This window comes from Enterobacter sp. kpr-6 (genome assembly GCF_900116015.1).
Taxonomy (GTDB): Bacteria; Pseudomonadota; Gammaproteobacteria; order Enterobacterales; family Enterobacteriaceae; genus Enterobacter_D.
On the sequence record NZ_FOYH01000003.1, the window covers coordinates 518,822 to 542,705 of the forward strand.

Sequence of the window (23,884 nt, forward strand, 5' to 3'; positions counted from 1 at the left end):
TTTTACGTTATGTCTCACCGCGACACGCTTTTTTCTGCGCCAATCGCCAGCCTGGGTGACTGGACATTTGATGAACGGGTAGCCGAAGTCTTCCCGGATATGATCCAGCGCTCCGTCCCAGGCTATTCAAATATTATCTCGATGATCGGTATGCTGGCCGGGCGCTTTGTTGCGCCTGACACCCAGGTTTACGATCTCGGCTGCTCACTGGGCGCAGCGACGCTTTCCGTGCGCCGCAACATCGCTCATACCGGCTGTAAAATCATTGCCGTCGATAACTCCCCTGCCATGATCGAACGCTGCCGCCGTCATATTGATGCCTGGAAAGCGCCAACCCCGGTTGAGGTGGTTGAAGGCGATATCCGCGATATCCAGATTGAAAATGCTTCTATGGTGGTGCTGAATTTTACCCTGCAATTCCTTGAACCCGTTGAGCGTCAGGCATTGCTGGATAAAATTTACCAGGGGCTGAATCCGGGCGGCGCGCTGGTGCTGTCGGAAAAATTCAGCTTTGAAGATGCCACCGTCGGCGAACTGCTGTTTAACATGCATCATGACTTTAAGCGCGCGAACGGCTACAGCGAGCTGGAAATCAGCCAGAAGCGCAGCATGCTGGAAAACGTGATGCTCACCGATTCCGTGGAAACTCACAAAGCCCGTCTGCGCCAGGCCGGGTTTGAGCACAGCGAACTGTGGTTCCAGTGCTTTAACTTTGGTTCGCTGGTGGCACTGAAAGCCGGAGAAGCCCAATGATCGACTTCGGCAACTTTTATCAGCTCATCGCCAAAAATCATCTCTCCCACTGGCTGGAAACCTTGCCGGCGCAGATTGCCGCATGGCAGCGCGATTCGCTGCATGGACAGTTTAAAAACTGGAACAATGCCGTCGAATTTCTGCCGGAATTAACCCCGCATCATCTGGACCTGCTGCACAGCGTGACCGCCAACAGCGAAGCGCCGTTGTCTGACGGACAAACCCGGCGGATTGAAACCCTGCTGCGCAATCTGATGCCCTGGCGCAAAGGGCCGTTTTCGCTTTACGGCGTGGATATCAACACCGAATGGCGCTCCGACTGGAAATGGGATCGCGTGCTGCCGCATCTGTCCGATTTGACCGGTCGCACCATTCTCGATGTCGGCTGTGGCAGCGGTTATCACCTGTGGCGCATGATCGGCGCGGGCGCACACCTGGCGGTTGGCATCGATCCGATGCAGCTTTTCCTCTGCCAGTTCGAAGCGGTGCGTAAGCTGCTGGGTAACGATCAGCGCGCGCATTTACTGCCGCTGGGTATTGAGCAACTTCCGGCGCTTAACGCATTCGATACGGTGTTTTCGATGGGCGTGCTTTACCACCGCCGCTCGCCGCTGGAGCACCTCTGGCAGCTTAAAGATCAGCTGGTAAAAGATGGTGAACTGGTGCTGGAAACGCTGGTGATTGAAGGCGACGAAAACGCAGTGCTGGTGCCCGGCGATCGCTACGCGCAGATGCGCAACGTGTACTTTATTCCGTCGGCGCTGGCGCTGAAAAACTGGCTGGAGAAATGCGGTTTTGTGGATGTGCGCATCGCCGATGTGAGCGTGACGTCCACCGACGAGCAGCGTCGTACCGACTGGATGATCACCGAATCGCTGGCGGAATTCCTCGACCCGAACGATCACAGCAAAACCATTGAAGGGTATCCTGCGCCGATGCGCGCCGTGCTGATTGCCCGCAAGCCGTGACCTGAATTTCCCCAGGAAGGGGAAGGACAAAAAAAGGCCCCTGTTGAAATTGCAGGGGCCTGGTACAAGCAAGCATCACATTGGGCGACATGATGCGCGGTAAAAACTGTTAACGAAGACGATGACGGGCAATCATCGCTTTCATCTCAGCCACTGCCGCACCGTCTACACCGTAGCGGGAAAATTCATCCGCGTTAGCATCTGACGACATCGACAGGCCTGAATGACGGTAGCGCATAGGTGAAGGTGTCCAGTCACCCGCAGAGCTGTGAACCTCTGCCACCCCAGCGCTCAAAAACTGGTCAAGATTGGATGCGCGAACACCCGCACCCGCCATAATGATTGGAACACCGGATCGTGCGTTTAGTTCCGTAATTAATGAAAGACCTTTTGCTGCCGAGGGCTGTTGACCGGATGTGAGAACGCGCGCAACGCCTAATTCGGCCAGCTTATCAAAGGCTTCGTAAGGGTCGCGGCACATATCAAAAGCACGATGAAAAGTGACCGCCATCCCCTTTGCCGCCGCCATAATTTGCGTCATCCGGGGCATATCCACATCCCCGTCTTCATTCAGGATGCCGATTACCAGCCCCGGAAAGCCCAGCGCGTTGAGATGGTAAACGTCATCGAGCATGGCGTTAAACTCTTCTGCGTCATAACAAAAATCGCCCCCGCGCGGGCGCACAATGGGATGCACCGGAATGGTGAGGTTCTGGCGCACCCGTTTCAGGACGCCATAAGAAACGGTCAGCCCGCCCTCTTTCGGCGCGGAACACAGTTCAATGCGATCAGCGCCGTGCTGCTGCGCCACCAGCGCGCTCAGTTCGCTGTAACAACAAATTTCCAGTAACACTACGGTTTTCTCCCTGAAACATCAGTATCCGCTCATCATGCTACGCCGCCCGAGGCCCCGCGCTGCGTGACATCACACGCTTTGTTCGCTGGCAACAATTGCTTCGATGCTCCACGGATGAAATTTGATCGTCACCTGGCCGTCGGTGACTGCAAGCGTCGGATTAGGCAGCCGCTCACGCTCGCCTTTCGGCGAACTGGTTTTGACGAAAATTCCCGGCTGGCTTAAGCCGTCATCGGAGAGCAGCGCCAGCGCGCGGGCGTTGAGCGAGTCCGGCTCGCCCGGCAGGACGATTTCGATATGCTCCCAGCCTTCATGCGGGTAACGTTTTTCGCCAGGCCAGGGCAATTCCACCACGCTGAATTGCCAGTGCGCCACGCACACCGGCTGATGCAGTTTAAACAGGCAAATCGGGCGACCATTGATGATATTTTCGCTGAGCAGTTCGCCGCACTGTTCAAATCCGCGTCGCCAGCGTTCAGCGGTCGTGTTCTGATGACAACGCAATGAAATGTGATCGGCATCAAGCGGCGCGATATCCAGCCCGAGCCGGGTGGCAAGTTCTGTTAACGCTTTGGTGAAACGCGGTAAATCTGCGGAAATATCATGCAGTTCGTCAATGGATTGCCAGTCGGCCATATTCAACACTCTTCATCGGATACAAAGGCGCTAATTTACGCGCTTGCCCGCATTTGACCAACCGCAGAATGCATTTGGCGCACGATGAATAGTTATGCACTTATTATCGCTGATTTTTTGCACAACCTGCGCGGTGCACAATGCTGACGGCAAAAGCCATTTGCAGTATACTCCCGCCCTAATTCTCAAACGGGCGCGGGTATTGTCCACTCGCGTCAAAAACGTAAGGTATCACGGTGAATATTCAGGCTCTCCTCTCAGAAAAAGTCAGTCAGGCACTGATTGCCGCAGGCGCACCTGCGGATTGCGAACCTCAGGTTCGTCAGTCAGCAAAAGTACAGTTTGGTGACTATCAGGCCAATGGCGTGATGGCAGTTGCTAAAAAACTGGGCATGCCGCCACGACAGGTTGCAGAGCTTGTGCTGTCTCATCTCGATCTCAACGGGATCGCCAGCAAAGTTGAAATCGCCGGTCCTGGCTTTATCAACATCTTCCTGGAACCTGCGTTTCTGGCCGATCACGTTAACCAGGCGCTGGCCTCGGACCGTCTGGGCGTGTCTCAGCCTGAGCCGCAAACCGTGGTTATCGACTACTCTGCGCCGAACGTGGCAAAAGAGATGCACGTTGGTCACCTGCGCTCAACCATCATCGGTGATGCCTCCGTGCGCACCCTGGAGTTCCTCGGTCATAAAGTGATCCGCGCGAACCACGTCGGCGACTGGGGCACCCAGTTCGGCATGCTGATTGCATTCCTTGAGCTGAAACAGCAGGAAAACGCCGGCGAAATGGCGCTGGCGGATCTGGAAGAGTTCTACCGTGCGGCAAAAGCGCATTACGACGAAGACGCCGCTTTTGCTGAGCGCGCGCGTAATTACGTGGTGAAGCTGCAGGGCGGCGACGAGTATTGCCGTGAAATGTGGCGCAAGCTGGTCGACATCACCATGACGCAAAACCAGCTCACCTATAACCGTCTGAACGTGACCCTGACCCGCGACGATGTGATGGGCGAAAGCCTGTACAACCCAATGCTGGCAGGTATCGTGGCCGATCTGAAGGCACAGGGCCTGGCGGTTGAAAGCGAAGGCGCAACCGTCGTTTTCCTCGACGAATACAAAAACAAAGAAGGCGATCCGATGGGCGTCATCATCCAGAAAAAGGATGGCGGCTACCTCTACACCACCACGGACATCGCCTGTGCGAAATACCGTTTCGAGACGCTGCATGCCGACCGCGTGCTTTACTACATTGACTCCCGCCAGCACCAGCACCTGATGCAGGCCTGGACTATTGTGCGTAAAGCCGGTTACGTGCCGGATTCCGTGCCGCTGGAGCACCACATGTTCGGCATGATGCTGGGCAAAGACGGCAAGCCGTTCAAAACCCGCGCAGGCGGTACGGTGAAACTGGCGGATCTGCTGGATGAAGCGCTGGAACGCGCCCGTCGTCTGGTGGCGGAGAAAAACCCGGACATGCCTGCCGATGAGCTGGAAAAACTGGCGAACGCGGTCGGTATTGGAGCCGTGAAGTACGCGGATCTGTCGAAAAGCCGCACTACCGATTACGTCTTCGACTGGGACAACATGCTGGCGTTTGAAGGCAACACCGCGCCATATATGCAGTACGCCTACACCCGCGTGCTCTCCGTGTTCCGTAAGGCCGGTCTGGATGAAAGCGCCCTGAGCGAAGCCCCGGTGATCCTGACGGAAGATCGTGAAGTTCAGCTCGCCGCGCGTCTGCTGCAATTTGAAGAGACGTTAACCGTGGTAGCCCGCGAAGGTACACCGCACGTGATGTGTGCGTATCTGTACGATTTAGCCGGCCTGTTCTCTGGCTTCTACGAACACTGCCCGATCCTGAGCGCCGAAGATGACGCTACCCGTCAAAGCCGCCTGAAACTGGCGCTGCTGACAGCGAAAACGCTGAAGCAGGGTCTGGATACGTTGGGTATTGAGACAGTAGAACGGATGTAATTAACACCCCTCACCCCGGCCCTCTCCCTAAGGGAGAGGGAGAAAGGCGAGTCCATGCTCGATCTGTCCCCTCTCCCCATGGGAGAGGGAGAAAGTCCAGTCCGTGCTCGATCTGTCCCCTCTCCCCATGGGAGAGGGTTAGGGTGAGGGGGAATCCTGTCAAAAATACTTGCGCAAATACTCCGTCAGACACAGCATCGCCATTGCCTGACCGTATGGCATTGAGGTGCGGGGAATATCGCGGTAGAACTGCAAATTCGATCCCATACCGGTACCAAACGATGTTTGCAGCAGTTCGCCTTCCGGGGAAATGTTCTGCACCACGCCTTTAATCGCCTTCTCTGCCACTTCCGCATATTCCTGTCCGACATAGCGCTTGCGCACCGCTTTCAGAATGCCGTAGGCAAAGCCTGCGGTGGCAGACGATTCCAGATAAGACTCCGGGTCATCAAGCAGCGTGTGCCACAGGCCGCTGTCGTCCTGGCATTTTGCCAGGGCGGCGATCTGCGCATTCAGCACCTGCACCAGGTAACGGCGTACCGCGTTGTTCTCCGGCAGATCCACAAGCTCAAGGAAATCCGGGATCACGATGGTTAACCAGCTATTGCCGCGCGCCCAGCGGGCACTGGCAAAGTTATGATGACCGTCGTAGTTCCAGCCGTGGAACCACAGCCCGGTTTCACGATCCATCAGATTTTGCACGTGCAGCAGGAACTGATACACCGCTTCTTCCACGTAGTCCGGGCGGTTTAACAGCTTGCCGATTTTCGCCAGCGGCAGCACGGTCATCATCAGCGTGTCATCCCACATTTGCTGATGATTCTCTTCCGCCAGCGTAATGTGCTGCATTCCGCCATGATCGGTACGCGGCATCTCATGCATCGCCCATTCTGCCCACGTCTCCAGCCACGGCAGATAAGAGGCGTTGCCGGTCTCTTCGTAGCGGTACGCCAGGGTCAGGAACGGAGCCATAGTATTGACGTTTTTGGTGGTCGCCCCTTCCGCAAAGCGGTCGGCAAACCAGCTATCAATAATGTCGCGCATCGCGGTATCGCCGGTCTGACGATAATACTGATACATGCCATACAGCCCTACGCCGTGCGTCCATTCCCAGCCTGCCCAGCCTTTGGTGTCGATGACCCGCCCGTCGTCCAGCCGCAGTAAAAATTTACCGGTCTCATCCTGAATGTTGACCAGATTATGCGTCACCTTCTGGATCAGCGCTTTCAGTTCATCGCGGGCAATAAAACGCTCCGGCTGACGCAGCAAAGGGCTATGTTTGACAGGGTAAACAATCATTTACTTCACCTCTTGAGTATTAAATTCACCTGATTTACGCGCAGAAAGCGATCCCGGCGCAGGCTTATGACGATTCAGGAAGCCGATATTGTTATTCCCCCACAGGGATTCGTAAGGCATACCCGCCAGCATCTCGACGGTGGCACGGGCTTCCGGGGTAAGGGTTTCCGGCATAATGCGGCCTGACTGACGCATTTTTTCGGTTTCTGCACGCAGCACGCTGTGTGTTTTCAGGTTCAGCTTAAAGCGCAGGGAGACCAGGAAACCGCAGAGCAGCACGGCAACTGTACCGAAGCAGAGGATCATCAGAATGGTATGACTGACCGATTCCACCTGGGTTTTCTGCCCGGAGACGAAACCGGAAGCCTGCATCACAATCCCCACCAGCATTACCGCACCGGCCTGGGACGCTTTACGGGTCAGGGTCATGATCCCGGCGAAGATCCCTTCACGGCGCTGGCCGGTGACCACTTCGTCGATGTCAGAAATGTAGGTGTAGGTGTTCCACGGTACATAGTTGATACCACCACGACCGAGGCCGGCAATCGCAGAAACCAGCAGCATCAGCGAGTAAATATCGCTCAGTCCGGCGTAGTACAGCACGGCATAAGAGATAGAGCTCAGACCAAACAGGGTCACGACCATACGGTAAGACGGCGCTGGCCCGAAGCGGATGCACAGCGGGATCATGATCATTACGGCGATGAACTGGAAAATCGCCATGGTGCCCAGCAGGTTCGACGCCATTGATGCATCCTGCATCAGCACGAAGACCACGTAGTAGGTAAAGACGGCGTTGAACACGTCCTGCGCGATGTAACCGCCGAGGTACATGCCCAGGTGCTGACGGAAAATCTTAATGCGCAGCGTAGAGGAGAGCTCAATAAACAGACGGCCCATGCTCTGTTTGAAAGTAAGGTGTTTTTTCTCTTCTTCGGCACGCAGCGCCGCTTCGGTCCACTCTTCACGTGGGCGTTCCCAGGTAAAGAACCACACGAAGGTCAGCATCGTGGCGCACAGCACGGAGAACACCAGGCTTGCGTAGAAGAAGGAGATCGGGTTGTCTTTGCCGAAATGCGCCAGCAGGATCCCCGGCAGGAACGACGCCAGAATCGCCGACATCTGCGCCATACCGATGCGCGCGCCGGAGAATTTGGTTTTCTGTTTGAAATCGTCGGTCATTTCCGGCACCAGCGTTTCGTACGGTACCAGGATCATGGTGTAAACGATATCGAAAATCAGATAGGTAACGAGGTAATACCAGAAGCCCATATCGCCAACCCACATAATGGAGTAGCTAAATACGCACGGAATACCCAGTAAAATAAAGAACTTACGGCGGCCAAAGCGTTTGCCAAGCCAGGTTGAGCCGAAGTTATCGGTTAAGAAGCCCATCAGCGGACTGATGACCGCATCCGCCACCCTTGCCGCGGCGAAGATGAACGTCGCCTCGATAGGGGTTAATCCACAGAAGGTAGTATAGAAATAAAGGAGCCACGCAGCGGTCAGTGCTGTCGTGCCTGCACCCAAAAAATCACCCGATCCATAGGCGAGATAGTTCGCCAATCCTATTTTACGTGTTTTCATTGCCGTAAACCCTGTTGGTTATTGGGAGAACTCCGGCAGTCTGGCTTATCCAAGGGAGTCCTTACACGGCTAAGGTAAAATTATGTGAACTGAGAAACCTTTCTGTTTCTGCCATGGGAATCAGGCAACTGGCAAAAATGCAAAGAGTCTCGCTACGCGTGTCACTGATTTATAAAACAGTGTTTCTCTTGCATCAAAAGGTGAGGTCAGAATTTGCGAGCCAGCCATCATAATCCGGGCGGATAAGCTGATGACTGGCGAAAAGAAGAGCAGTTAGCGGTAGTTAACGATGACGTTGTTGCGGCTGACTTTCAGCGCCGGTATCAGCCGCCCGCCGCCGGGGACTTCAAAAATAAAGCGCAGCGGTTCAACCGCGGGCACATCGCTGAAGCCGTGGGTAGTGCCACGTTCGCCATCCAGCTCCACGCAGCGGGTCTGGGCGCATAAACGCACCCGCAGTCCGGCAGGCGTCGGGCCATTCAGTTCATATTGCCAGGCCACCAGCGTCATCAGCCCGGAAACCGGCTGCGATGCCGATAACGGCCGGGATGACATTGACTCGCCCCGGTGATTGAGGGTGATGCCGATACTGCTGGCCTGCCACATCCCCTCGCCCGCCGCGTGCGCGAAAAGCGGCAGCGCGAGGATTAACGCCAGAATGCGCATTACTGACCTCCGATGGTTGCGGTCATACGAATGTTGCGGTTGTCGGTCATTTCCATATTCGACATCACCACCAGTTGCGGCAGGCTGCGGCGCAGGAAGCGCGAAAGCAGCGGACGCAGCGCGTGATTCACCAGCAATACCGGCGGTGCGCCCAGCATCTCCTGACGCCCCAGCGCCTCCTGGGTTTGCGCCAGCAGACGATCCGCCAGGCCCGGCTCCAGACCGCCACCGCCCTGCAACGCCTGCAACAGCAGACGCTCAAGCGGCGTATCCAGACCGATCACCTGCACTTCACCGTTGCCCGGGAACCATTGCTGCGTGATGGCACGGCCCAGCGCCACGCGCACTACCGTCGTCAGTTCGTGCGGATCGTGCTGCACCGGTGCATGTTCCGCCAGGGTTTCCAGAATGGTGCGCATATCGCGGATCGGCACTTTTTCTTCCAGCAGATTTTGCAGCACTTTGTGCAGGGTGGTGAGCGTCACCACGCCCGGCACCAGATCTTCAGTCAGCTTCGGCATCTCCTGGGTCACGCGATCGAGAAGTTGCTGCGCTTCCTGGCGGCCAAAGAGTTCAGCAGAGAACTGGCCGATCAGATGGTTAAGGTGCGTGGCGACCACGGTACTCGCTTCCACCACGGTAAAGCCCTGAATTTGCGCCTGCTCTTTTAACGCGCTCTCGATCCAGGTCGCCGCGAGGCCAAAGGCCGGATCGACCGTTTGCTCGCCCGGCAGCGTCCCCGCTGCGGTGCCTGGGTTAATCGCCAGCCAGCGTCCCGGATAGGCATCGCCGCTGCCAATCTCCACGCCCTTCATCAGAATGCGATAGCGGGCAGGAGGGAGATCCATATTGTCGCGAATGTGCACGACCGGTGGCAGGAAGCCCATGTCCTGCGCAAATTTCTTACGAATACTGCGGATACGGCCTAACAGCTCGCCGTCCTGCTGGAAATCCACCATCGGGATCAGGCGATAGCCCACTTCCATCCCCAGCGAATCCTCAAGCTGCACATCGCTCCAGGTGGCTTCCACCGCCTGGGTGATTTCTGGCGCTTTGGCCGGAGCCGCTTCGGCGGGCTCCTTAATTTCGCGTCCACGCAGCCACCAGGCCAGCCCCAGCAGCGCCCCGGTAAACAGCAGGAACACAAAGTTTGGCATCCCCGGCACCAGACCCAGCAGGCCGAGCACCGCGGCACTTAACACCATCACGCTTGGGTTGGTAAACAACTGGCCAACCATTTGCTGGCCGACGTCCTGATCGGTCGCCACGCGGGTCACGATAACGCCCGCGGCGGTAGAGATCACCAGCGCCGGGATCTGCGCCACCAGACCGTCACCGATGGTCAGAAGGGTGTAGCTTTCAGCCGCGTGGCCCACGTCCATTCCGTGCTGAAGCACGCCCACCAGCAGGCCGCCCACCACGTTGATCACCATGATCAAAATACCGGCGACGGCATCGCCGCGTACGAACTTACTCGCACCGTCCATCGAACCGTAGAAATCCGCTTCCTGGGTCACTTCGGCGCGGCGTTTTTTCGCTTCATCTTCGGCAATCAGCCCGGCGTTCAGGTCGGCGTCGATCGCCATCTGTTTACCCGGCATCCCGTCGAGCACAAAGCGCGCGCCAACTTCTGCGATACGCCCGGCACCCTTGGTGATAACCATAAAGTTGATGATCACGAGGATGATGAACACCACGATACCGATTGCGAAGTTACCGCCGACGAGGAAGTGGCCGAAGGCTTCAACTACTTTACCCGCCGCCGCGCCGCCGGTATGCCCTTCCATCAGGATGATACGGGTCGAGGCGACGTTCAGCGCCAGGCGTAACAGGGTGGTAAACAGCAGAACGGTCGGGAAAGCGGCAAATTCCAGGGTGCGCTGGGTGAACATCGCCACCAGCAGCACCATAATGGAGAGCGCGATATTGAACGTAAATAACAGGTCAAGAATGAACGCCGGCAGCGGCAGCACCATCATCGACAAAATAAGCATAATGAGGATCGGCCCGGCAAGGATCTGCCACTGAACCGACTTCATGTTGCCAGGCAAGCGCAATTTTGCCACCAGATTATTCATCACTGTCCTTCTCGTTCAGAAAATCCAGTGCTTCAGGCACCGGAAGGTTTGCAGGTTTAGCAGGGGCCGTGCCGCCAGCCAGACGCCAGCGTTTAAGTTGCCAGACCCAGGCCAGCACTTCGGCAACCGCCGCATAGAGCTGACCAGGAATTTGCTGACCGATTTCAGCGTGGCGATAAAGCGCACGCGCCAGCGGCGGCGCTTCGAGCATCGGGATACGATTTTCCTCACCGATTTCACGGATGCGCAGCGCCACCAGCCCCGCCCCTTTTGCCACCACTTTCGGGGCGCTCATTTTGTTCTCGTCATATTGCAGCGCGACGGAATAGTGCGTCGGGTTATTCACAATCACGTCCGCTTTAGGCACATCCGCCATCATGCGTGAACGTGCCGCCGCGCGCTGCATCTGGCGCAGACGCCCTTTAACGTGCGGGTCGCCTTCGCTCTCTTTATATTCATCGCGGATATCCTGTCGGGACATACGCAGCTTTTTGAAATGACTGTAAAGCTGCCAGATCACGTCAAAACCCACCATCGGGATAATGCTGATTACCACCATCAGCGCGCACATCCCGGCGATGTTAAGCGCATTGCTCATCGCCGTAATCGGTGACTCGCTGATCAGGCGCATGATTTCGGGCCATTTGTGCCACAAATAGGCACCCGCCGTGCTTCCCATCAGCAGGGATTTGAGCACCGCTTTCACCAGTTCCGCCCCCACCTGGGCTGAAAACAGCCGCGCAATCCCGGTCAGGGGGTTGAGCTTGGAGAATTTGAACTGGATGGATTTGCCGCTAAAGACCAGCCCGCCAAGGAGAATGGGTGAAAACAGCGCAATAATCACCACGCCCGCAATCAGCGGCAGCAGGGCAAACATCGCCTCTTTCAGCAGCAAAATAATCTGCCCAAGCACCAGATTCGGATCGTTAACGATGCCGTGATCAAAGCGCAGCCCGGACGCCAGCAACGCAGCCAGCCGTCGGCCAATAGACTCGCCGCCAATCCAGATAATGCTCACGCCCACGACTAAAACCAGTACGGAGGTTAATTCCCTGGATCGGGGTATGTCCCCTTCCTCACGCGCTTTTTCAATTCGGTGGGGTGTGGGGGCTTCTGTTTTGTCTTCGCTATCGTCTGCCACGCCATCTACTCGCGTTACTTTTACTCATGACTATCATCGCAGAGTCGGTGCCCGGTTAATGGGCAGAAAAGCCGTCAGAATCATGGTGTTTTCCGCTGTTAATCTGTTAACTCTTCGCCAAAATAATACTAAAAAAAAGCCGATTAATATTTTTTTAATAAAATAAGACATTAACAAATAAGATTTACCTGACGCGGCGCATTAAAGGTCAAATTTACATGAATTTCACCTGATACTCTCCGCCTCCCGCAAGCACTGCGATATCACAGGGGATCTCATTTATTCCCGTGAGGAAAAATGAGGAATAATGACTCCCCCTTCCGGCGTATTACCGTTACATTACGCGTTATATCTGGAACACCACATTTTCATAAGGAGATGTCTATCATGAAATTAAATAAGAACGCGGCTTTTCTTATTTTATTTGCGCTCGCTTCCCACAGCGTATTAGCAGATGAAATGAATGCCGGCACAGTCCATTTTACCGGCGAAATTATCGAACCCAGTTGCGTTATTAACGGTAACGATGGAAAAGATAATAACGTTCTGCTCGGCACCTGGCCGACCTCCATTTTCAGCAATGTCGGCAACGAGTCTGAACCTGTGCCTTTTACCATTGAACTGGCTGAATGCCCGCTCAGTAGCTCTGGTCTGCCTGCCGTACAGTTGACCTTTAATGGCCCGACGGCCCTGACGCAAACGCCCGATCTGCTTGATGTCAGTAAGCTGACCACCACAGGCGCAACCGCTGCGACCAACATCGGCGTTGCCGTCAGTCCTGCCGATGAAGCCACCCGCCTGCTGAAAATGGATGGCTCTACCGATCAGGTTTTTGTGCAGTTGCCGACCACGCAAAGCGACACCGTGATGGCGGATTTCGTCGCCCGCTATCGCGCCTTTGCTGTTCCTGTTACCGCGGGTGCCGCGGATGCGGATATGACAGTCAATATCCTCTACCGTTAATACCCGTCATACTTCAAGTTGCAGGTGCGTTGGCTGTCTTCGTTCACCCCAGTCACTTACTTATGTAAGCTCCCGGGGATTTACTCAGTTGCCGCCTGCCTGCAACTCGAATTATTTAGGGTAAAGATATTTAATTGTTAATAATAATTTTATTATTGTGAAATTATTTATCACAGCACTTCGCAGAAAATATAAAGAGCCTTTAAGGGCTCTTTATTAAATTATTTATTCAGGTATTAACAGGGTTATTTATGCGCAACGCGCGGCTTTCAGCCTTATTCACGTGTCTATTTTTTACAGCTTTTCAGTGCGCGAATGCCGGTGGCATTCAGATTGGTCGCACCCGGCTTATTTATGAGGCGGATAAAAAAGAAGTGGCCCTGCCATTATTAAATAAAGATTCCACCCTCCCCTGGCTGGTGCAATCCTGGACCGATACGGGCGACGGTAAAACACGCGGGCCGTTTATTATTACCCCGCCGCTGTTCCGGCTCGATCCGCAGAAAGAGCAAAGTTTGCGTATCTCATGGTCTGGCGGAGAGGTTCCTGAAGATCGGGAATCGCTGTTCTTTCTGGATGTGCGCACCATTCCGGCGACCCCGGCAGATGAGGTGGATAAGAACGTCCTTAAGCTGATCTTTAAAACCCGGCTGAAACTCTTTTACCGCCCGCAGGGATTACCCGGCACGCCATTACAGGCCTGTGAAAACCTCCGTTTTCAGCGCGAAGGCAACACGCTGCTGGTCAGCAATCAGAGTGCGTTTTATAACGTCTTTGACTCGCTGAACATCGGCCATACGCCGCTGAACAAAGCCGATCTGGTCGCCCCCAAAAGCGAGGTGCGCCTGACGCTTCCCTCCGCCGCCGCAGGGCATCAGGTTAGCTGGCGCTGCATTACGGACTACGGCAACGCTTCGGCAAAATTCGACGCCACCCTTAATTAATGGATGACGCCAGACCATGCTCCACGCATCTCACTCTGTTTCCGCCAGGCAGGAATGGCCGCGAAACCCGCTCAGGCTCGCGATAATGGGGGCCATTTTGCTCTCAGCGTCCGCCGCCCGCGCCGGGGAGTACAGCTTCAGCCCGGCCGATCTGGAAGGCGCGCCGGGGCAGTTTCAGGATGTGGATCTCTCGTTGTTCTCGAACCAGAACGCGCAGCTTCCCGGCGTGTACAGCACGACGATTTTCCTCAATAACGTGCGCCTGGAAACCAAAGAGATCGCCTATATCAGTGGCCCGGACGGGGCGCTCCAGCCCGCGCTCACCCCACAGATGCTGCGGGAATGGGGCATCGGTGTGGACGCTGTTCCGGCGCTTGCCGGATTGCCTGCCCAGACGCCGCTGGCCGAACCGCTCGGCAGCTATATTCCGGCGGCCAGCGCGGGCTTTAATATGAGCCAGCTTCGTCTCGACATCAGTATGCCGCAGGCGTACATCACCAGGCGTGCGCAGGGCGCGGTCGATCCGTCCCTGTGGGATGACGGGGTGCCGGTGCTGTTTACCAACTATAACTTTTCCGGTTCCGACACCGGGGACAGCAGCCACGCCACGCGCAACAGCGCCTGGCTGGATCTGCACAGCGGCTTTAACCTCGGCGGCTGGCGGGTACGCAACAGTTCATCATGGGACAAAAGCGAGGATAAGCAGCACTGGACTACTCAGCAGACCTTTCTCCAGCACGATATCAACCGGCTGAAAGCGCAGTTCACCGCCGGTGAAAGCCACACCGGTGCCGAGGTGTTCGACAGCATCGCCTACCGGGGCGTTAATCTCGCTTCAGATGAGGCGATGCAACCGCAAAGCCAGCGCGGATTTGCGCCGGTGATCCGCGGCGTCGCCAGCAGCAACGCCGAAGTGTCGGTGCGCCAGAACGGTAATCTGATTTACCGCACCAACGTCGCGCCGGGTGCCTTTGCGCTGGACGATATCTACGCCACCGCCAACAGCGGCGATCTGGAGGTCACCGTAAAAGAGGCCGACGGCAGCGAGCATCAGTTTATTCAGCCCTGGGCCAGCGTGCCGGTGATGCAGCGACCGGGCCGCTTCAAATACGATTTCACCGCCGGGCGCTACCATGAAGACGGGGCCGGAAGCCGCACGCAGACGCCGCTGTTTGTCGAGGCGAGCGGGCTGTACGGCCTGAATAACGCCCTGACTGTGTATGGCGGATTGCTGACGTCAGATCGTTATCGGGCGCTGGCAACCGGTCTGGGATTCGGGCTGGGCGAGTTCGGTTCCGTGGCCGCCGACGTCACTCAGGCCAGAGGCCGCGCGCTGCGTCTGATGTATGTCAAAAACATCGCGGCGACGGACACCCAGCTTACGCTCTCTGAATCCCGCTATTCGAGTAAAGGCTACGACAGCTTTACCGACGCCATGCAAATAGGCGATGACGAAGACGAGGATCGCAAACGCCGCCGGTTGCAGATCAGTCTCAGCCAGCCGCTGCTCGGCAGCAGTCTGTACCTGAACGGTTACGAACAGCGTTACTGGAACACGCGCCGTAAAGAGCGCAGCTATTCCGCCGGGATCAGCCGGGTTATCAACGGCATCAACGTGCATCTCGCCGGAACCTGGAGCCAGACGCCCGAAGGCGACGACGACAAAATGATCACCCTGGGCATTAACGTGCCGTTAAGCCGCTGGCTGCCGCACAGTTGGGCGGGTTACAGCTACAGCGACAGCCAGCAGGGGCGTGCGGTGCAGTCCTTAACGCTGAACGGCACGGCGCTGGACGATCAGCGCCTGAGCTACGCCCTGCAACAAAGCCGTACTGAGGGCGAGAGCAGCGCCAGCCACAGTCTGTACGGTTCTTATCGTTCGCAATACGCTAACCTGAACGCCGGTTACTACAGCGATTCGGACTACAGCCGTCAGTTGAGCTACGGGGTGAGCGGCGCGCTGGTGGCACATCCGGCTGGCGTGACGTTGTCACAACCGGTGGGTGACGCCTTCGCTATCGTCGATGCAAACGGCGCGTCGGGGGTGCGTTTCCAGAATGAGCAAGGTATTGAGACCGATAGCGCAGGCTTTGCGATTATTCCGTCGCTCAGTGTTTACCAGAAAAACCGCATCGGGATGGATACCACCACCCTGCCGCAGGACGTGGACAGCAACGACACGGCGGTGACGGTGATCCCCACCCGCAACGCTGCGGTGCTGGCCCATTTTGATGCCCGCAGCGGCTACCGCGTGCTGGCGACCCTGACCCGCGAAAACCAGCAACCGGTGCCGTTTGGCGCGGTGGTCAGCATTGAGAAACCGGCCCAGAGCGGCATTGTGGATGATAACGGCACGGTCTACCTTTCCGGCCTGCGCGACGACACCCGCGTGCAGGTGAAATGGGGCAGCGCCCCCGATCAGTCCTGCACCGCGCATCTTTCCCGGTCCGCCATCGATACCCCTGCGGCTAACCCCGCCGGATTACGTTTTATTCATGTCACCTGCCTTACGGAACCTGACCATGCCACGCCTTCACGCTAAACTGCTGGCTTTTAGCTGGCTTCTTGCCAGCCTGCTTTCCCCCGCCACCAGCCAGGCCACCACCGTCCTGCACAACTGCTTTGACGCGCCTGAAACTTATTCCATTCAGCACACCCAGGCACTGTCGCCGCAGGGGGATATCACCGGCAGCGAGATTATTTCCGAGCCGAGTCATCTGGTGGGCGAAAGTACCTTTATGGTCGCCAACTGCGACTGCCCCGGGAATTTGTACGACACCACGCCGATCTATGAACTTACGGCTGCGGGCAGCCCGCTGCCGCCCGGTCACGCTCCCGGCTTTGGTTATCTGACGGAAAACCTGGATATCGAAGTCGCCGGGTACACCGACGCGATTTTTTCCCCTTCGGGCGATGGCCTGACCAAGCTGGTGATCACCGATTATCCGTCCACGATGGACACGCTCAGCGCCAGGGTGCAGAACTGGAATTTCACCGAAGCGGAATCCTCCATCTGTCGCAGCGGGACCGGCCCGGTCCCCGCACCACCTGGCCCGGCTAAACGGCAGTTTAAGTGGAACGTAATTGCCGCCACCTTCTACATTAAAAAACCGATCCTGGGCGAAGAAACCTTCCCGCCGACGCTGGTGATCCAGAATTATGCCTGCCTCTATTTTGGTTCCGGCAGTTGCAATAAAACCGAGGCCGAACATGTCTCCGACATCTGGCTGAGCGGCACCCTGAGCGCGCCGTTAAGCTGCACGATTAACGCCGGGAATACCATTGAAGTGGAGCTGGGGCAGATCGCCAGTACGCAGTTTGTCACTCCCGGCGCGCCGCCGGCGGGCTATGCGCTGAAAGATGTGGATATCTCATACCACTGCGATAATCCGGCGAGCAGTAATTCGCAAAAAATCAAAATGACCTTTACGGCGGATCTGGGGGTGAGCGAAGGTTCGCAGGGGCTGGTGGCAAAACTGGTTGATCGGGACGATCTGGGCGTCCGGCTGTACGACGAGGGCTGCGGAAATGTGCGGCTGGACGGGACAGCGGAATTTCCCGTTACCCTCGACGAACAGGGTAACGGGCAGGTAAAAATGAAAGCCGCACCGGTGAGTACCACCGTCCGGCGACCCGCACCGGGGTCGTTTGACGGCAATGTCACCGTCAGAATGGACATCCGTTAATCAGCCCGATCGCCCCGGCAAATCCTGCCCGCCGGGGCGACGGCGGTCAGAAACCGAGGCTGTCTAACAGATCGTCAACCTGATCCTGGCTTGCGACCACGCCAGCTTTAGAGGTATCAAGCTGCGGGCCGTTGAGCAGGCTTTCGTTTTCACGTTTCGCGCGCGCCGATGGCTCTGGCATGTTATCCAGCAGCACCATCAGTAACTGACGCTCAATTTCCTGGATCACATCCATCATGCGCTTGATCACCTGACCGGTCAGATCCTGGAAATCCTGCGCCATCATGATGTCGAGCAACTGGGCGTTGGTGAAGCTGGTATGGCCCGGCACGTCACCAAGGTACTGACGGGTGTCTTTGACCAGCTCTTTCGCGTCCGTCAGCTCAATGGGATTTTCAAACCACTCATCCCAGCGTTTGGTCAGCGATTTCGCCCCGCTCTCCATCGCATCCTGGTGCGGCTGCGACGCTTCGACGCTGTTAAGCGCGCGCTCAGCGGCCTGGGCAGTCATTTGCACAACATAGTCGAGACGATCGCGTGCATCCGGGATCGCTTCGGCGGCTTCTGCAATCGCCTGATCAAGACCCAGTTCGCGCAGGCTGTCACGCAGCATACGGGTCAGACTGCCGATCCGGGCGATAATATCTCCGGCTGCGTGTTCGTCAGCGGGTTTTATCTGTGGTTGCATCATCATACCGCCCCTTACATGCCAAGTTTCTCGAAGATCTTACCGAGCTTTTCTTCCAGAGTGGCTGCGGTGAACGGTTTCACCACATAGCCGCTTGCACCCGCCTGCGCGGCAGCGATGATGTTTTCTTTCTTCGCTTCCGCCGTCACCATCAGCACAGGCATGGAGGCCATGTTGCCGCTCGCACGAATGGTTTTCAGTAATTCCAGACCGTCCATGTTGGGCATGTTCCAGTCAGAAATCACGAAACCAAAACCACCCGCCTGGAGTTTATTGAGCGCATCCACACCGTCTTCTGCTTCTTCGACGTTGTTAAAACCCAGCTCTTTAAGCAGGTTGCGCACGATACGACGCATGGTGGAAAAGTCGTCCACAACCAAAAATTTAAGTTCTTTGTCCGCCATAAAAAAATGCTCCTGATCTAAATACGTATTGCCTGTCCGGCACTGATTTTTGCCAGCATCTGCTGGCTTACCTGGCTAAGATCGACCACTTCGCTAACGCCACCCATATTGATAGCCTCGCGCGGCATGCCGAACACCACACAACTTGCTTCGTTTTGCGCGATGGTCCAGGCACCTGCCTGATGCATCGCTAACATTCCGGCTGCGCCGTCGTTGCCCATACCGGTGAGGATCACCCCCACGGCATTACGCCCCGCATACTTTGCCACCGAATGAAACAGCACATCCACGGCCGGTCGGTGCCGGTTTACCGGCGGTCCGTCATGGATTTTAATTTGATAGTTTGCCCCACTACGCGCGAGTTCCATGTGCCGATCACCGGGCGCAATATAGGCGTGACCGGGCAATACACGCTCACCGTCTTCTGCTTCTTTCACGCTAATCTGACACAGTTTGTTCAGGCGCTCGGCAAACGAACGGGTAAAACCTGGCGGCATATGCTGAGTGATCAACACCGCCGGGCATGAGAGCGGCAGCGGTTGCAGCACGTGGCGAATCGCCTCGGTGCCGCCGGTTGACGCGCCAATGGCGAGCAGTTTTTCTGAACTGAGCAGCGGCCCGGCCTTTAACGTAGCGGGTGCAGCCACCGGCGCGTGCGCCGACAGTTTTGCCCGCGACGCGGTACGCACTTTCTCGGCGATGGTTTCGCTGTATGCCAGCATCCCTTCACGAATGCCAAGCTGCGGTTTGGTGACGAAATCAATCGCCCCCAGTTCCAGCGCGCGCAGCGTCACTTCTGAGCCTTTCCCGGTCAGCGACGACACCATTACCACCGGCATCGGGCGCAGACGCATTAATTTTTCCAGAAAATCGAGTCCATCCATGCGTGGCATTTCAACATCCAGCGTCAGCACATCGGGGTTATATTTTTTAATTAAATCCCTGGCTACCAGCGGATCCGGGGCCGTCGCCACCATCTCCATATCGCTGTGACTGTTGATAATTTCCGTCATGATCTGGCGCATCAGTGCAGAATCATCTACGGACAATACCCTGATTTTACTCATGCTTTTTCCTTACTCAGCGCATAAACAGTCTGCCCACGCAGGGTAAACTCACGCACGAGGTTGCTGAAATTCTCCGAGTGCCCGGCAAACAATAATCCGTCAGGCTTAAGCATTGGTGCGAAGCGACGCAAAATCTCCTGTTGCGTCGTTTTATCAAAATAAATCATCACGTTACGGCAGAAGATAGCGTCAAACGGACCCGGCACGTTGTACTGCTTATCCAGCAGGTTCAGCGAGGTGAAATCGACGTTATTCGCAAGCTCCGTCCGCACGCGCACCAGTCCCTCATGCGGGCCGGTGCCGCGCATGAAGTAGCGCTGCAACTGCTGCGGAGAGAGGGTTTTAAGCTCGTCCACGCGGTAGATGCCGCTTCTGGCTTTCTCCAGCACTTCGGTATCAATGTCGCTGGCGATCACCTTCCAGCGGCCAGGGGCCATGCCTAACGCATCGGCAAGCGTAATGGCGATAGAGTACGGCTCTTCACCCGTGGAGGCCGCAGCACTCCACACCCGGAATTCACCCGTGCGTTTACGGGCGTGATCGGCCAGCACCGGGAAATGATGCGCTTCCCGGAAAAAGGCGGTCAGATTCGTGGTCAGGGAGTTAATAAACGCCTGCCATTCGGCGCTGTTCTGGTTAGCTTCGAGCATGCTCAGATAGCGACCAAAATCGTCCAGGCCCAGGGTTCGCAGGCGACGCACGAGACGGTTGTAAACCATATCCCGTTTGTGGTCGGCCAGTACGATCCCCGCACGCTGGTAGATCAGTTGGCATATCCGACGAAAATGCACGTCGGATAGCGCCAGGCGCTGGGTCATCTGCAACAGCAGCGATGTTTGCCCGTTGGGCTGAGATGATGTCATAGCGCCTTCTTAATTATGTTCAGGATACAACGGGCACAGCCGGGGGCCGTGCCACCGCAGGTAGTTCTGGTTGCTCATCAAGCTTAAATACGGCGACCAGCGATGTCAGATGGTCTGCCTGGTTTGCCAGTTGTTCGGTGGCCGTGGCCGCTTCTTCGACAAGCGCGGCGTTCTGTTGTGTCACCTGATCCATCTGACTGACTGCAAGGGCGACCTGCTCAATGCCACGGCGTTGTTCATCCGAGGCGGAGGCGATCTCCCCCATAATGTCGTTCACCTGGGTTACGGAACGGACGATGTCCGTCATGGTCTGCGCGGCGGTATCCACCAGCACTGACCCCTGCTCCACGCGTGAAACCGACTCTTCGATCAACCCTTTGATCTCTTTTGCTGCCTGCGCACTGCGACTGGCCAGGTTGCGCACTTCGCCGGCAACGACCGCAAAGCCCCGTCCCTGCTCCCCGGCTCGCGCGGCTTCGACGGCCGCGTTGAGCGCAAGGATGTTGGTCTGGAAGGCGATACCATCAATCACGCTGATGATGTCGCCGATTTTCTGCGAACTGGTGGCGATCTCCTGCATGGTGTTGGCCACGCGTGAGGTCTGCTCACCGCCTTTCCGCGCCGTTTCCGCCGCGCTGAACGCGAGGCCAGAGGCCTGACGCGCGTTGTCGGCGTTCTGCCCGACGGTGGCGGTTAACTGCTCCATACTGGCGGCGGTTTCCGCCAGCGATGCAGCCTGCTGCTCGGTGCGGGCAGAGAGATCGTTGTTGCCCGCCGCAATCTCTGAAATCCCGGTGTGCATCCCGTTACTGCCCTGGCGCACATCGGTCACCGTGGCGCGCAGCGCGGTTTGCATCCGCTTGAGGCTGGCAAAAATGGCGGAAATTTCATTCCGGCCATAGACCATAACCGGGCGCGCCAGGTTGCCTTCAGCGATGCTGTCAAAATGGCTGCTGACAATCGCCAGCGGCTGCACAATCATTTTGCGCGACCAGAACAGCGAACCGCTGGTCAGTAATGCCGCCAGAATCACCACAGTGGCAAAGATCACCGCCGACATGTGGTAGTTGGTCTGCCCTTCGGCGCTGGCGGTTTCCACAAACGCATTAATGTGTTTCTGCCAGGCGTTAAAGTTCTCATCAAACGCCGCCTGCGATGTCGCGACCGGCGCGCTCATAAAATCGGAAAGCTGGTTGTTTTCAAGCCAGGTGGCCTGATGCGCTAAATCATCGTGCCAGACGGCATAGGCCGCTTTGGTCTTCTCTTTCAGCGCGTTCCCTTCTGTTGATACCGCTTCAATACTCAGAAATTCTTTCAGTTCCGCGTCTGCCTGTTGCAGACTGCCACGCGCCGCCACCATGAAGCCTTTGATATCTTCTGGCGGATAAGCCAGCGCCGTCAGCGTGCCCGCTTTGTTCAGAGAGATACTGGCCTGCAACAGCGTGGCGCGCATTTGTGCCAGTGCGTCACGCTGATGATTACTCTTTTCCACCTGCTGAAGGTGCTGAAACCCTTCACGAAATGCCCAGAATGACAGGCCGTTACTGCCTATCTGCAAAATGCCGCAAACAATCAAAATCAAAAAAAGTGTGGTCGAGATACGAATACGATTAAACATCTACGCTCCCATCAAGTGGCAATTGCCACGGTGAAATCACTTAGAAAGTTTCCCAATTATCATTTTGCCCGGGGGCGGCACGCGCGGTCGTCGCAGGCACCAGAGCGGGCTGCGGGGCGACAACGGACCTGACCGGATTTGCAGGGACTGCGCCAAGGCGGAAAGCGGATACCGCCATGTTCAGTTTGCTGGCCTGCTCTTCTAGTGCGGCAGCGGATGCCGCAGATTCTTGTACCAGCGATGCGTTTTGCTGTGTCACGCGATCCATTTCGGATATGGCAAGAGCGACCTGATCGATGCCCCGGCTCTGCTCGTCAGAGGCGGAAGCGATTTCGCCCATGATATCGGTCACGCGGGTCACCGCACTGACGATATCGTTCATGGTTTCCCCGGCGCTTTCCACCAGCACCGAGCCGGTATCCACGCGGGCCACCGAGTCTTCGATCAGGGCTTTAATTTCTTTGGCCGCCTGCGCACTGCGGCTGGCCAGATTGCGAACTTCTCCGGCGACGACGGCAAAACCGCGTCCCTGTTCGCCCGCCCGCGCCGCTTCTACGGCAGCGTTGAGCGCAAGAATATTGGTCTGGAAAGCGATACCGTCGATCACGCTGGTGATGTCGGAAATTTTCTTCGAGCTTCCGGCGATCTCCGCCATGGTTTTCACCACGCCATCGACCACTTTGCCGCCGCGTTCAGCGGTATCCGACGCGCTTTGCGCCAGTTGTGACGCCTGACGGGCGTTGTCGGCGTTCTGTTTCACCGTCGCGGTCAACTGCTCCATGCTGGCGGCGGTTTCTTCCAGCGCCGACGCCTGCTGCTCGGTGCGGGAGGAGAGATCGTGGTTACCGCGCGCAATTTCGCTGGTGCCGCTGTAAATCGCATCCGATCCCAGACGCACGTTAGTGACGGTGTCGCTTAACGAACTTTGCATGTGGTTAACGCTGTCTGCCAGTTCGCTCATCTCGTTACGGCCTTCCACGGCTAACGTTTGCGTCAGATCGCCGCTGGCAATTTCACGGATATGGCGGATCACGCGGTTAAGCGGATCGAGCAGGACGTTGCGGACACCGAACCAGACGACGGCCAGAATAATAAGCAGAGCCAGCGCGAGGCCGCCCATCTGCCATTTGGCAAACTGGTAGTCACGGCTGCTGTCGGTAAAGGCGTTGTGGTAAAGGGATTCGCTGAGGCTGGCGTACTGCGTCATCGCCTCGCCCATCGCATTCTGCATTCCCTGGGTCGGCTGGGCAAAATAGGCGTCCATATTGCCGCTCTCAAGGAACTGGATCAGCTCCGCCAGCGCGGCAGAGTATGCCGTGTATTTTTCATCCAGCGTCTGGCTGGCCTGCGCCATCGACGGCACCACCGGCAGCGCTTTATAGGCCGCGTAGTGTTTCGCCGCGTCGGCAAGGGTGGCGTGGGCGTTTTTCAGTAAGTCAGTTTTGGCGCTGCTTTGTTGATTATTGGGGTCCATCATCATGCGCGCGGAGGAGCGACTCAGGTTGATGCGCGTTTGCAGCATCAGCTCCCAGGCACGGGTGAGTTCGGTTTGCTGTGAGCGAAGATCGTTAGAAACAGCAAAGCTCTGTTGGTTATCTTTTAAAGAAGAAAATAAAAGGCCACCAGAAACGAGCTGTAAAAGTGCGAAAACCCCCAGCACCATCATCAGCATTGTGACAACACGGATACGGTTCAAC

Annotated in this window: 20 protein-coding genes; 7 read left to right on the forward strand and 13 right to left on the reverse strand. The window is 56.7% G+C overall.

The genetic code is table 11. From position 1 onward, the window contains the following. Positions 1–9 precede the first annotated feature (9 nt). Together cmoA and cmoB are read left to right on the forward strand one after the other, a co-directional pair. Positions 10–753: a carboxy-S-adenosyl-L-methionine synthase CmoA gene (gene cmoA / locus BM373_RS11430; RefSeq protein WP_090461554.1), complete on the forward strand. Its 744-nt coding sequence runs from the start codon at positions 10–12 to the stop codon at positions 751–753. Further along, on the forward strand, positions 750–1,721 hold the full coding sequence (cmoB, locus tag BM373_RS11435; protein ID WP_090461555.1) for a tRNA 5-methoxyuridine(34)/uridine 5-oxyacetic acid(34) synthase CmoB: 972 nt from the start codon (positions 750–752) through the stop codon (positions 1,719–1,721). The genes cmoA and cmoB overlap by 4 nt, the downstream gene beginning before the upstream one ends. A gap of 109 nt (positions 1,722–1,830) precedes the next feature. Here cmoB and cutC read toward each other — a convergent pair whose 3' ends face one another. Both cutC and BM373_RS11445 read right to left on the reverse strand, forming a co-directional pair. Continuing rightward, complete coding sequence (cutC, locus tag BM373_RS11440; protein WP_090461556.1) at positions 1,831–2,574, reverse strand: copper homeostasis protein CutC; 744 nt, start codon at positions 2,572–2,574, stop codon at positions 1,831–1,833. A 72-nt stretch (positions 2,575–2,646) separates the two neighbouring features. Then, positions 2,647–3,213: a VOC family protein gene (locus BM373_RS11445; protein WP_090461557.1), complete on the reverse strand. Its 567-nt coding sequence runs from the start codon at positions 3,211–3,213 to the stop codon at positions 2,647–2,649. 236 nt (positions 3,214–3,449) lie between these two features. Here BM373_RS11445 and argS point away from each other — a divergent pair, with 236 nt between their 5' ends. Continuing rightward, on the forward strand, positions 3,450–5,183 hold the full coding sequence (argS, locus tag BM373_RS11450; RefSeq protein ID WP_090461558.1) for an arginine--tRNA ligase: 1,734 nt from the start codon (positions 3,450–3,452) through the stop codon (positions 5,181–5,183). Positions 5,184–5,342: 159 nt separating this feature from the next. On the opposite strand, the gene BM373_RS11455 is transcribed toward argS, so the two are convergent. From BM373_RS11455 to flhB, 5 genes are all read right to left on the reverse strand, one after another. Beyond that, the gene (locus BM373_RS11455) at positions 5,343–6,482 is read right to left on the reverse strand and encodes a beta-galactosidase BglB (protein ID WP_090461559.1); all 1,140 of its coding nucleotides are present in this window, start codon (positions 6,480–6,482) and stop codon (positions 5,343–5,345) included. After that, positions 6,483–8,069, reverse strand: coding sequence for an MFS transporter (locus BM373_RS11460; protein WP_090461560.1), 1,587 nt, complete (start codon positions 8,067–8,069; stop codon positions 6,483–6,485). A gap of 273 nt (positions 8,070–8,342) precedes the next feature. Further along, on the reverse strand, positions 8,343–8,735 hold the full coding sequence (locus BM373_RS11465) for a flagellar protein FlhE (protein ID WP_090461561.1): 393 nt from the start codon (positions 8,733–8,735) through the stop codon (positions 8,343–8,345). After that, on the reverse strand, positions 8,735–10,813 hold the full coding sequence (flhA, locus tag BM373_RS11470) for a flagellar biosynthesis protein FlhA (RefSeq protein ID WP_090461562.1): 2,079 nt from the start codon (positions 10,811–10,813) through the stop codon (positions 8,735–8,737). The genes BM373_RS11465 and flhA overlap by 1 nt, the downstream gene beginning before the upstream one ends. Next, positions 10,806–11,954 carry a flagellar biosynthesis protein FlhB gene (flhB, locus tag BM373_RS11475; RefSeq protein ID WP_090461563.1) on the reverse strand — a complete coding sequence of 383 codons (1,149 nt, stop codon included), beginning with the start codon at positions 11,952–11,954 and terminating at the stop codon, positions 10,806–10,808. The genes flhA and flhB overlap by 8 nt, the downstream gene beginning before the upstream one ends. A gap of 387 nt (positions 11,955–12,341) precedes the next feature. Here flhB and BM373_RS11480 point away from each other — a divergent pair, with 387 nt between their 5' ends. The 4 genes from BM373_RS11480 to BM373_RS11495 all read left to right on the forward strand — a co-directional run bounded on the left by BM373_RS11480 (position 12,342) and on the right by BM373_RS11495 (position 17,547). Then, the gene (locus BM373_RS11480) at positions 12,342–12,917 is read left to right on the forward strand and encodes a fimbrial protein (RefSeq protein WP_090461564.1); all 576 of its coding nucleotides are present in this window, start codon (positions 12,342–12,344) and stop codon (positions 12,915–12,917) included. Positions 12,918–13,168: 251 nt separating this feature from the next. Beyond that, positions 13,169–13,861, forward strand: coding sequence for a fimbrial biogenesis chaperone (locus tag BM373_RS11485; protein ID WP_090461565.1), 693 nt, complete (start codon positions 13,169–13,171; stop codon positions 13,859–13,861). An 85-nt stretch (positions 13,862–13,946) separates the two neighbouring features. Continuing rightward, positions 13,947–16,403: a fimbria/pilus outer membrane usher protein gene (locus BM373_RS11490; protein WP_256214626.1), complete on the forward strand. Its 2,457-nt coding sequence runs from the start codon at positions 13,947–13,949 to the stop codon at positions 16,401–16,403. Continuing rightward, positions 16,384–17,547, forward strand: a complete 1,164-nt coding sequence (locus tag BM373_RS11495; RefSeq protein WP_090461567.1) for a fimbrial protein — start codon at positions 16,384–16,386, stop codon at positions 17,545–17,547. The genes BM373_RS11490 and BM373_RS11495 overlap by 20 nt, the downstream gene beginning before the upstream one ends. A 46-nt stretch (positions 17,548–17,593) precedes the next feature. Here the strand turns inward: BM373_RS11495 and cheZ are convergent, their stop codons facing one another. Genes cheZ through tar form a run of 6 tightly spaced genes read right to left on the reverse strand, consistent with a single transcriptional unit; the run spans position 17,594 to position 23,859 of the window. Beyond that, complete coding sequence (gene cheZ, locus BM373_RS11500) at positions 17,594–18,238, reverse strand: protein phosphatase CheZ (RefSeq protein WP_090461621.1); 645 nt, start codon at positions 18,236–18,238, stop codon at positions 17,594–17,596. 11 nt (positions 18,239–18,249) lie between these two features. Then, positions 18,250–18,639, reverse strand: a complete 390-nt coding sequence (gene cheY, locus BM373_RS11505) for a chemotaxis response regulator CheY (RefSeq protein ID WP_088218858.1) — start codon at positions 18,637–18,639, stop codon at positions 18,250–18,252. A 17-nt stretch (positions 18,640–18,656) separates the two neighbouring features. Further along, positions 18,657–19,706 carry a protein-glutamate methylesterase/protein-glutamine glutaminase gene (locus BM373_RS11510; RefSeq protein WP_090461568.1) on the reverse strand — a complete coding sequence of 350 codons (1,050 nt, stop codon included), beginning with the start codon at positions 19,704–19,706 and terminating at the stop codon, positions 18,657–18,659. Continuing rightward, positions 19,703–20,569, reverse strand: a complete 867-nt coding sequence (gene cheR / locus BM373_RS11515) for a protein-glutamate O-methyltransferase CheR (protein ID WP_090461569.1) — start codon at positions 20,567–20,569, stop codon at positions 19,703–19,705. The genes BM373_RS11510 and cheR overlap by 4 nt, the downstream gene beginning before the upstream one ends. Before the next feature lie 19 nt (positions 20,570–20,588). Then, a complete protein-coding gene (gene tap / locus BM373_RS11520) occupies positions 20,589–22,187 on the reverse strand; it encodes a methyl-accepting chemotaxis protein IV (RefSeq protein ID WP_090461570.1) in 1,599 nt (532 codons plus the stop codon). A 40-nt stretch (positions 22,188–22,227) separates the two neighbouring features. Then, positions 22,228–23,859 carry a methyl-accepting chemotaxis protein II gene (gene tar / locus BM373_RS11525; RefSeq protein WP_371261104.1) on the reverse strand — a complete coding sequence of 544 codons (1,632 nt, stop codon included), beginning with the start codon at positions 23,857–23,859 and terminating at the stop codon, positions 22,228–22,230. Positions 23,860–23,884 lie beyond the last annotated feature (25 nt).

What these genes read in the sequence shown, in the direction of transcription:
- BM373_RS11460 (WP_090461560.1), bottom strand. Translation starts at nt 8,069, where the DNA reads ATGAAAACACGTAAAATAGGATTGGCGAACTATCTCGCCTATGGATCG.
- BM373_RS11480 (WP_090461564.1), top strand. Translation starts at nt 12,342, where the DNA reads ATGAAATTAAATAAGAACGCGGCTTTTCTTATTTTATTTGCGCTCGCT.
- cheZ (WP_090461621.1), bottom strand. Translation starts at nt 18,238, where the DNA reads ATGATGCAACCACAGATAAAACCCGCTGACGAACACGCAGCCGGAGAT.
- BM373_RS11490 (WP_256214626.1), top strand. Translation starts at nt 13,947, where the DNA reads ATGGGGGCCATTTTGCTCTCAGCGTCCGCCGCCCGCGCCGGGGAGTAC.
- BM373_RS11445 (WP_090461557.1), bottom strand. Translation starts at nt 3,213, where the DNA reads ATGGCCGACTGGCAATCCATTGACGAACTGCATGATATTTCCGCAGAT.
- tar (WP_371261104.1), bottom strand. Translation starts at nt 23,859, where the DNA reads ATGCTGATGATGGTGCTGGGGGTTTTCGCACTTTTACAGCTCGTTTCT.
- BM373_RS11485 (WP_090461565.1), top strand. Translation starts at nt 13,169, where the DNA reads ATGCGCAACGCGCGGCTTTCAGCCTTATTCACGTGTCTATTTTTTACA.
- cheY (WP_088218858.1), bottom strand. Translation starts at nt 18,639, where the DNA reads ATGGCGGACAAAGAACTTAAATTTTTGGTTGTGGACGACTTTTCCACC.
- BM373_RS11455 (WP_090461559.1), bottom strand. Translation starts at nt 6,482, where the DNA reads ATGATTGTTTACCCTGTCAAACATAGCCCTTTGCTGCGTCAGCCGGAG.
- cheR (WP_090461569.1), bottom strand. Translation starts at nt 20,569, where the DNA reads ATGACATCATCTCAGCCCAACGGGCAAACATCGCTGCTGTTGCAGATG.
- flhA (WP_090461562.1), bottom strand. Translation starts at nt 10,813, where the DNA reads ATGAATAATCTGGTGGCAAAATTGCGCTTGCCTGGCAACATGAAGTCG.
- BM373_RS11510 (WP_090461568.1), bottom strand. Translation starts at nt 19,706, where the DNA reads ATGAGTAAAATCAGGGTATTGTCCGTAGATGATTCTGCACTGATGCGC.
- BM373_RS11465 (WP_090461561.1), bottom strand. Translation starts at nt 8,735, where the DNA reads ATGCGCATTCTGGCGTTAATCCTCGCGCTGCCGCTTTTCGCGCACGCG.
- cmoA (WP_090461554.1), top strand. Translation starts at nt 10, where the DNA reads ATGTCTCACCGCGACACGCTTTTTTCTGCGCCAATCGCCAGCCTGGGT.
- cmoB (WP_090461555.1), top strand. Translation starts at nt 750, where the DNA reads ATGATCGACTTCGGCAACTTTTATCAGCTCATCGCCAAAAATCATCTC.
- tap (WP_090461570.1), bottom strand. Translation starts at nt 22,187, where the DNA reads ATGTTTAATCGTATTCGTATCTCGACCACACTTTTTTTGATTTTGATT.
- BM373_RS11495 (WP_090461567.1), top strand. Translation starts at nt 16,384, where the DNA reads ATGCCACGCCTTCACGCTAAACTGCTGGCTTTTAGCTGGCTTCTTGCC.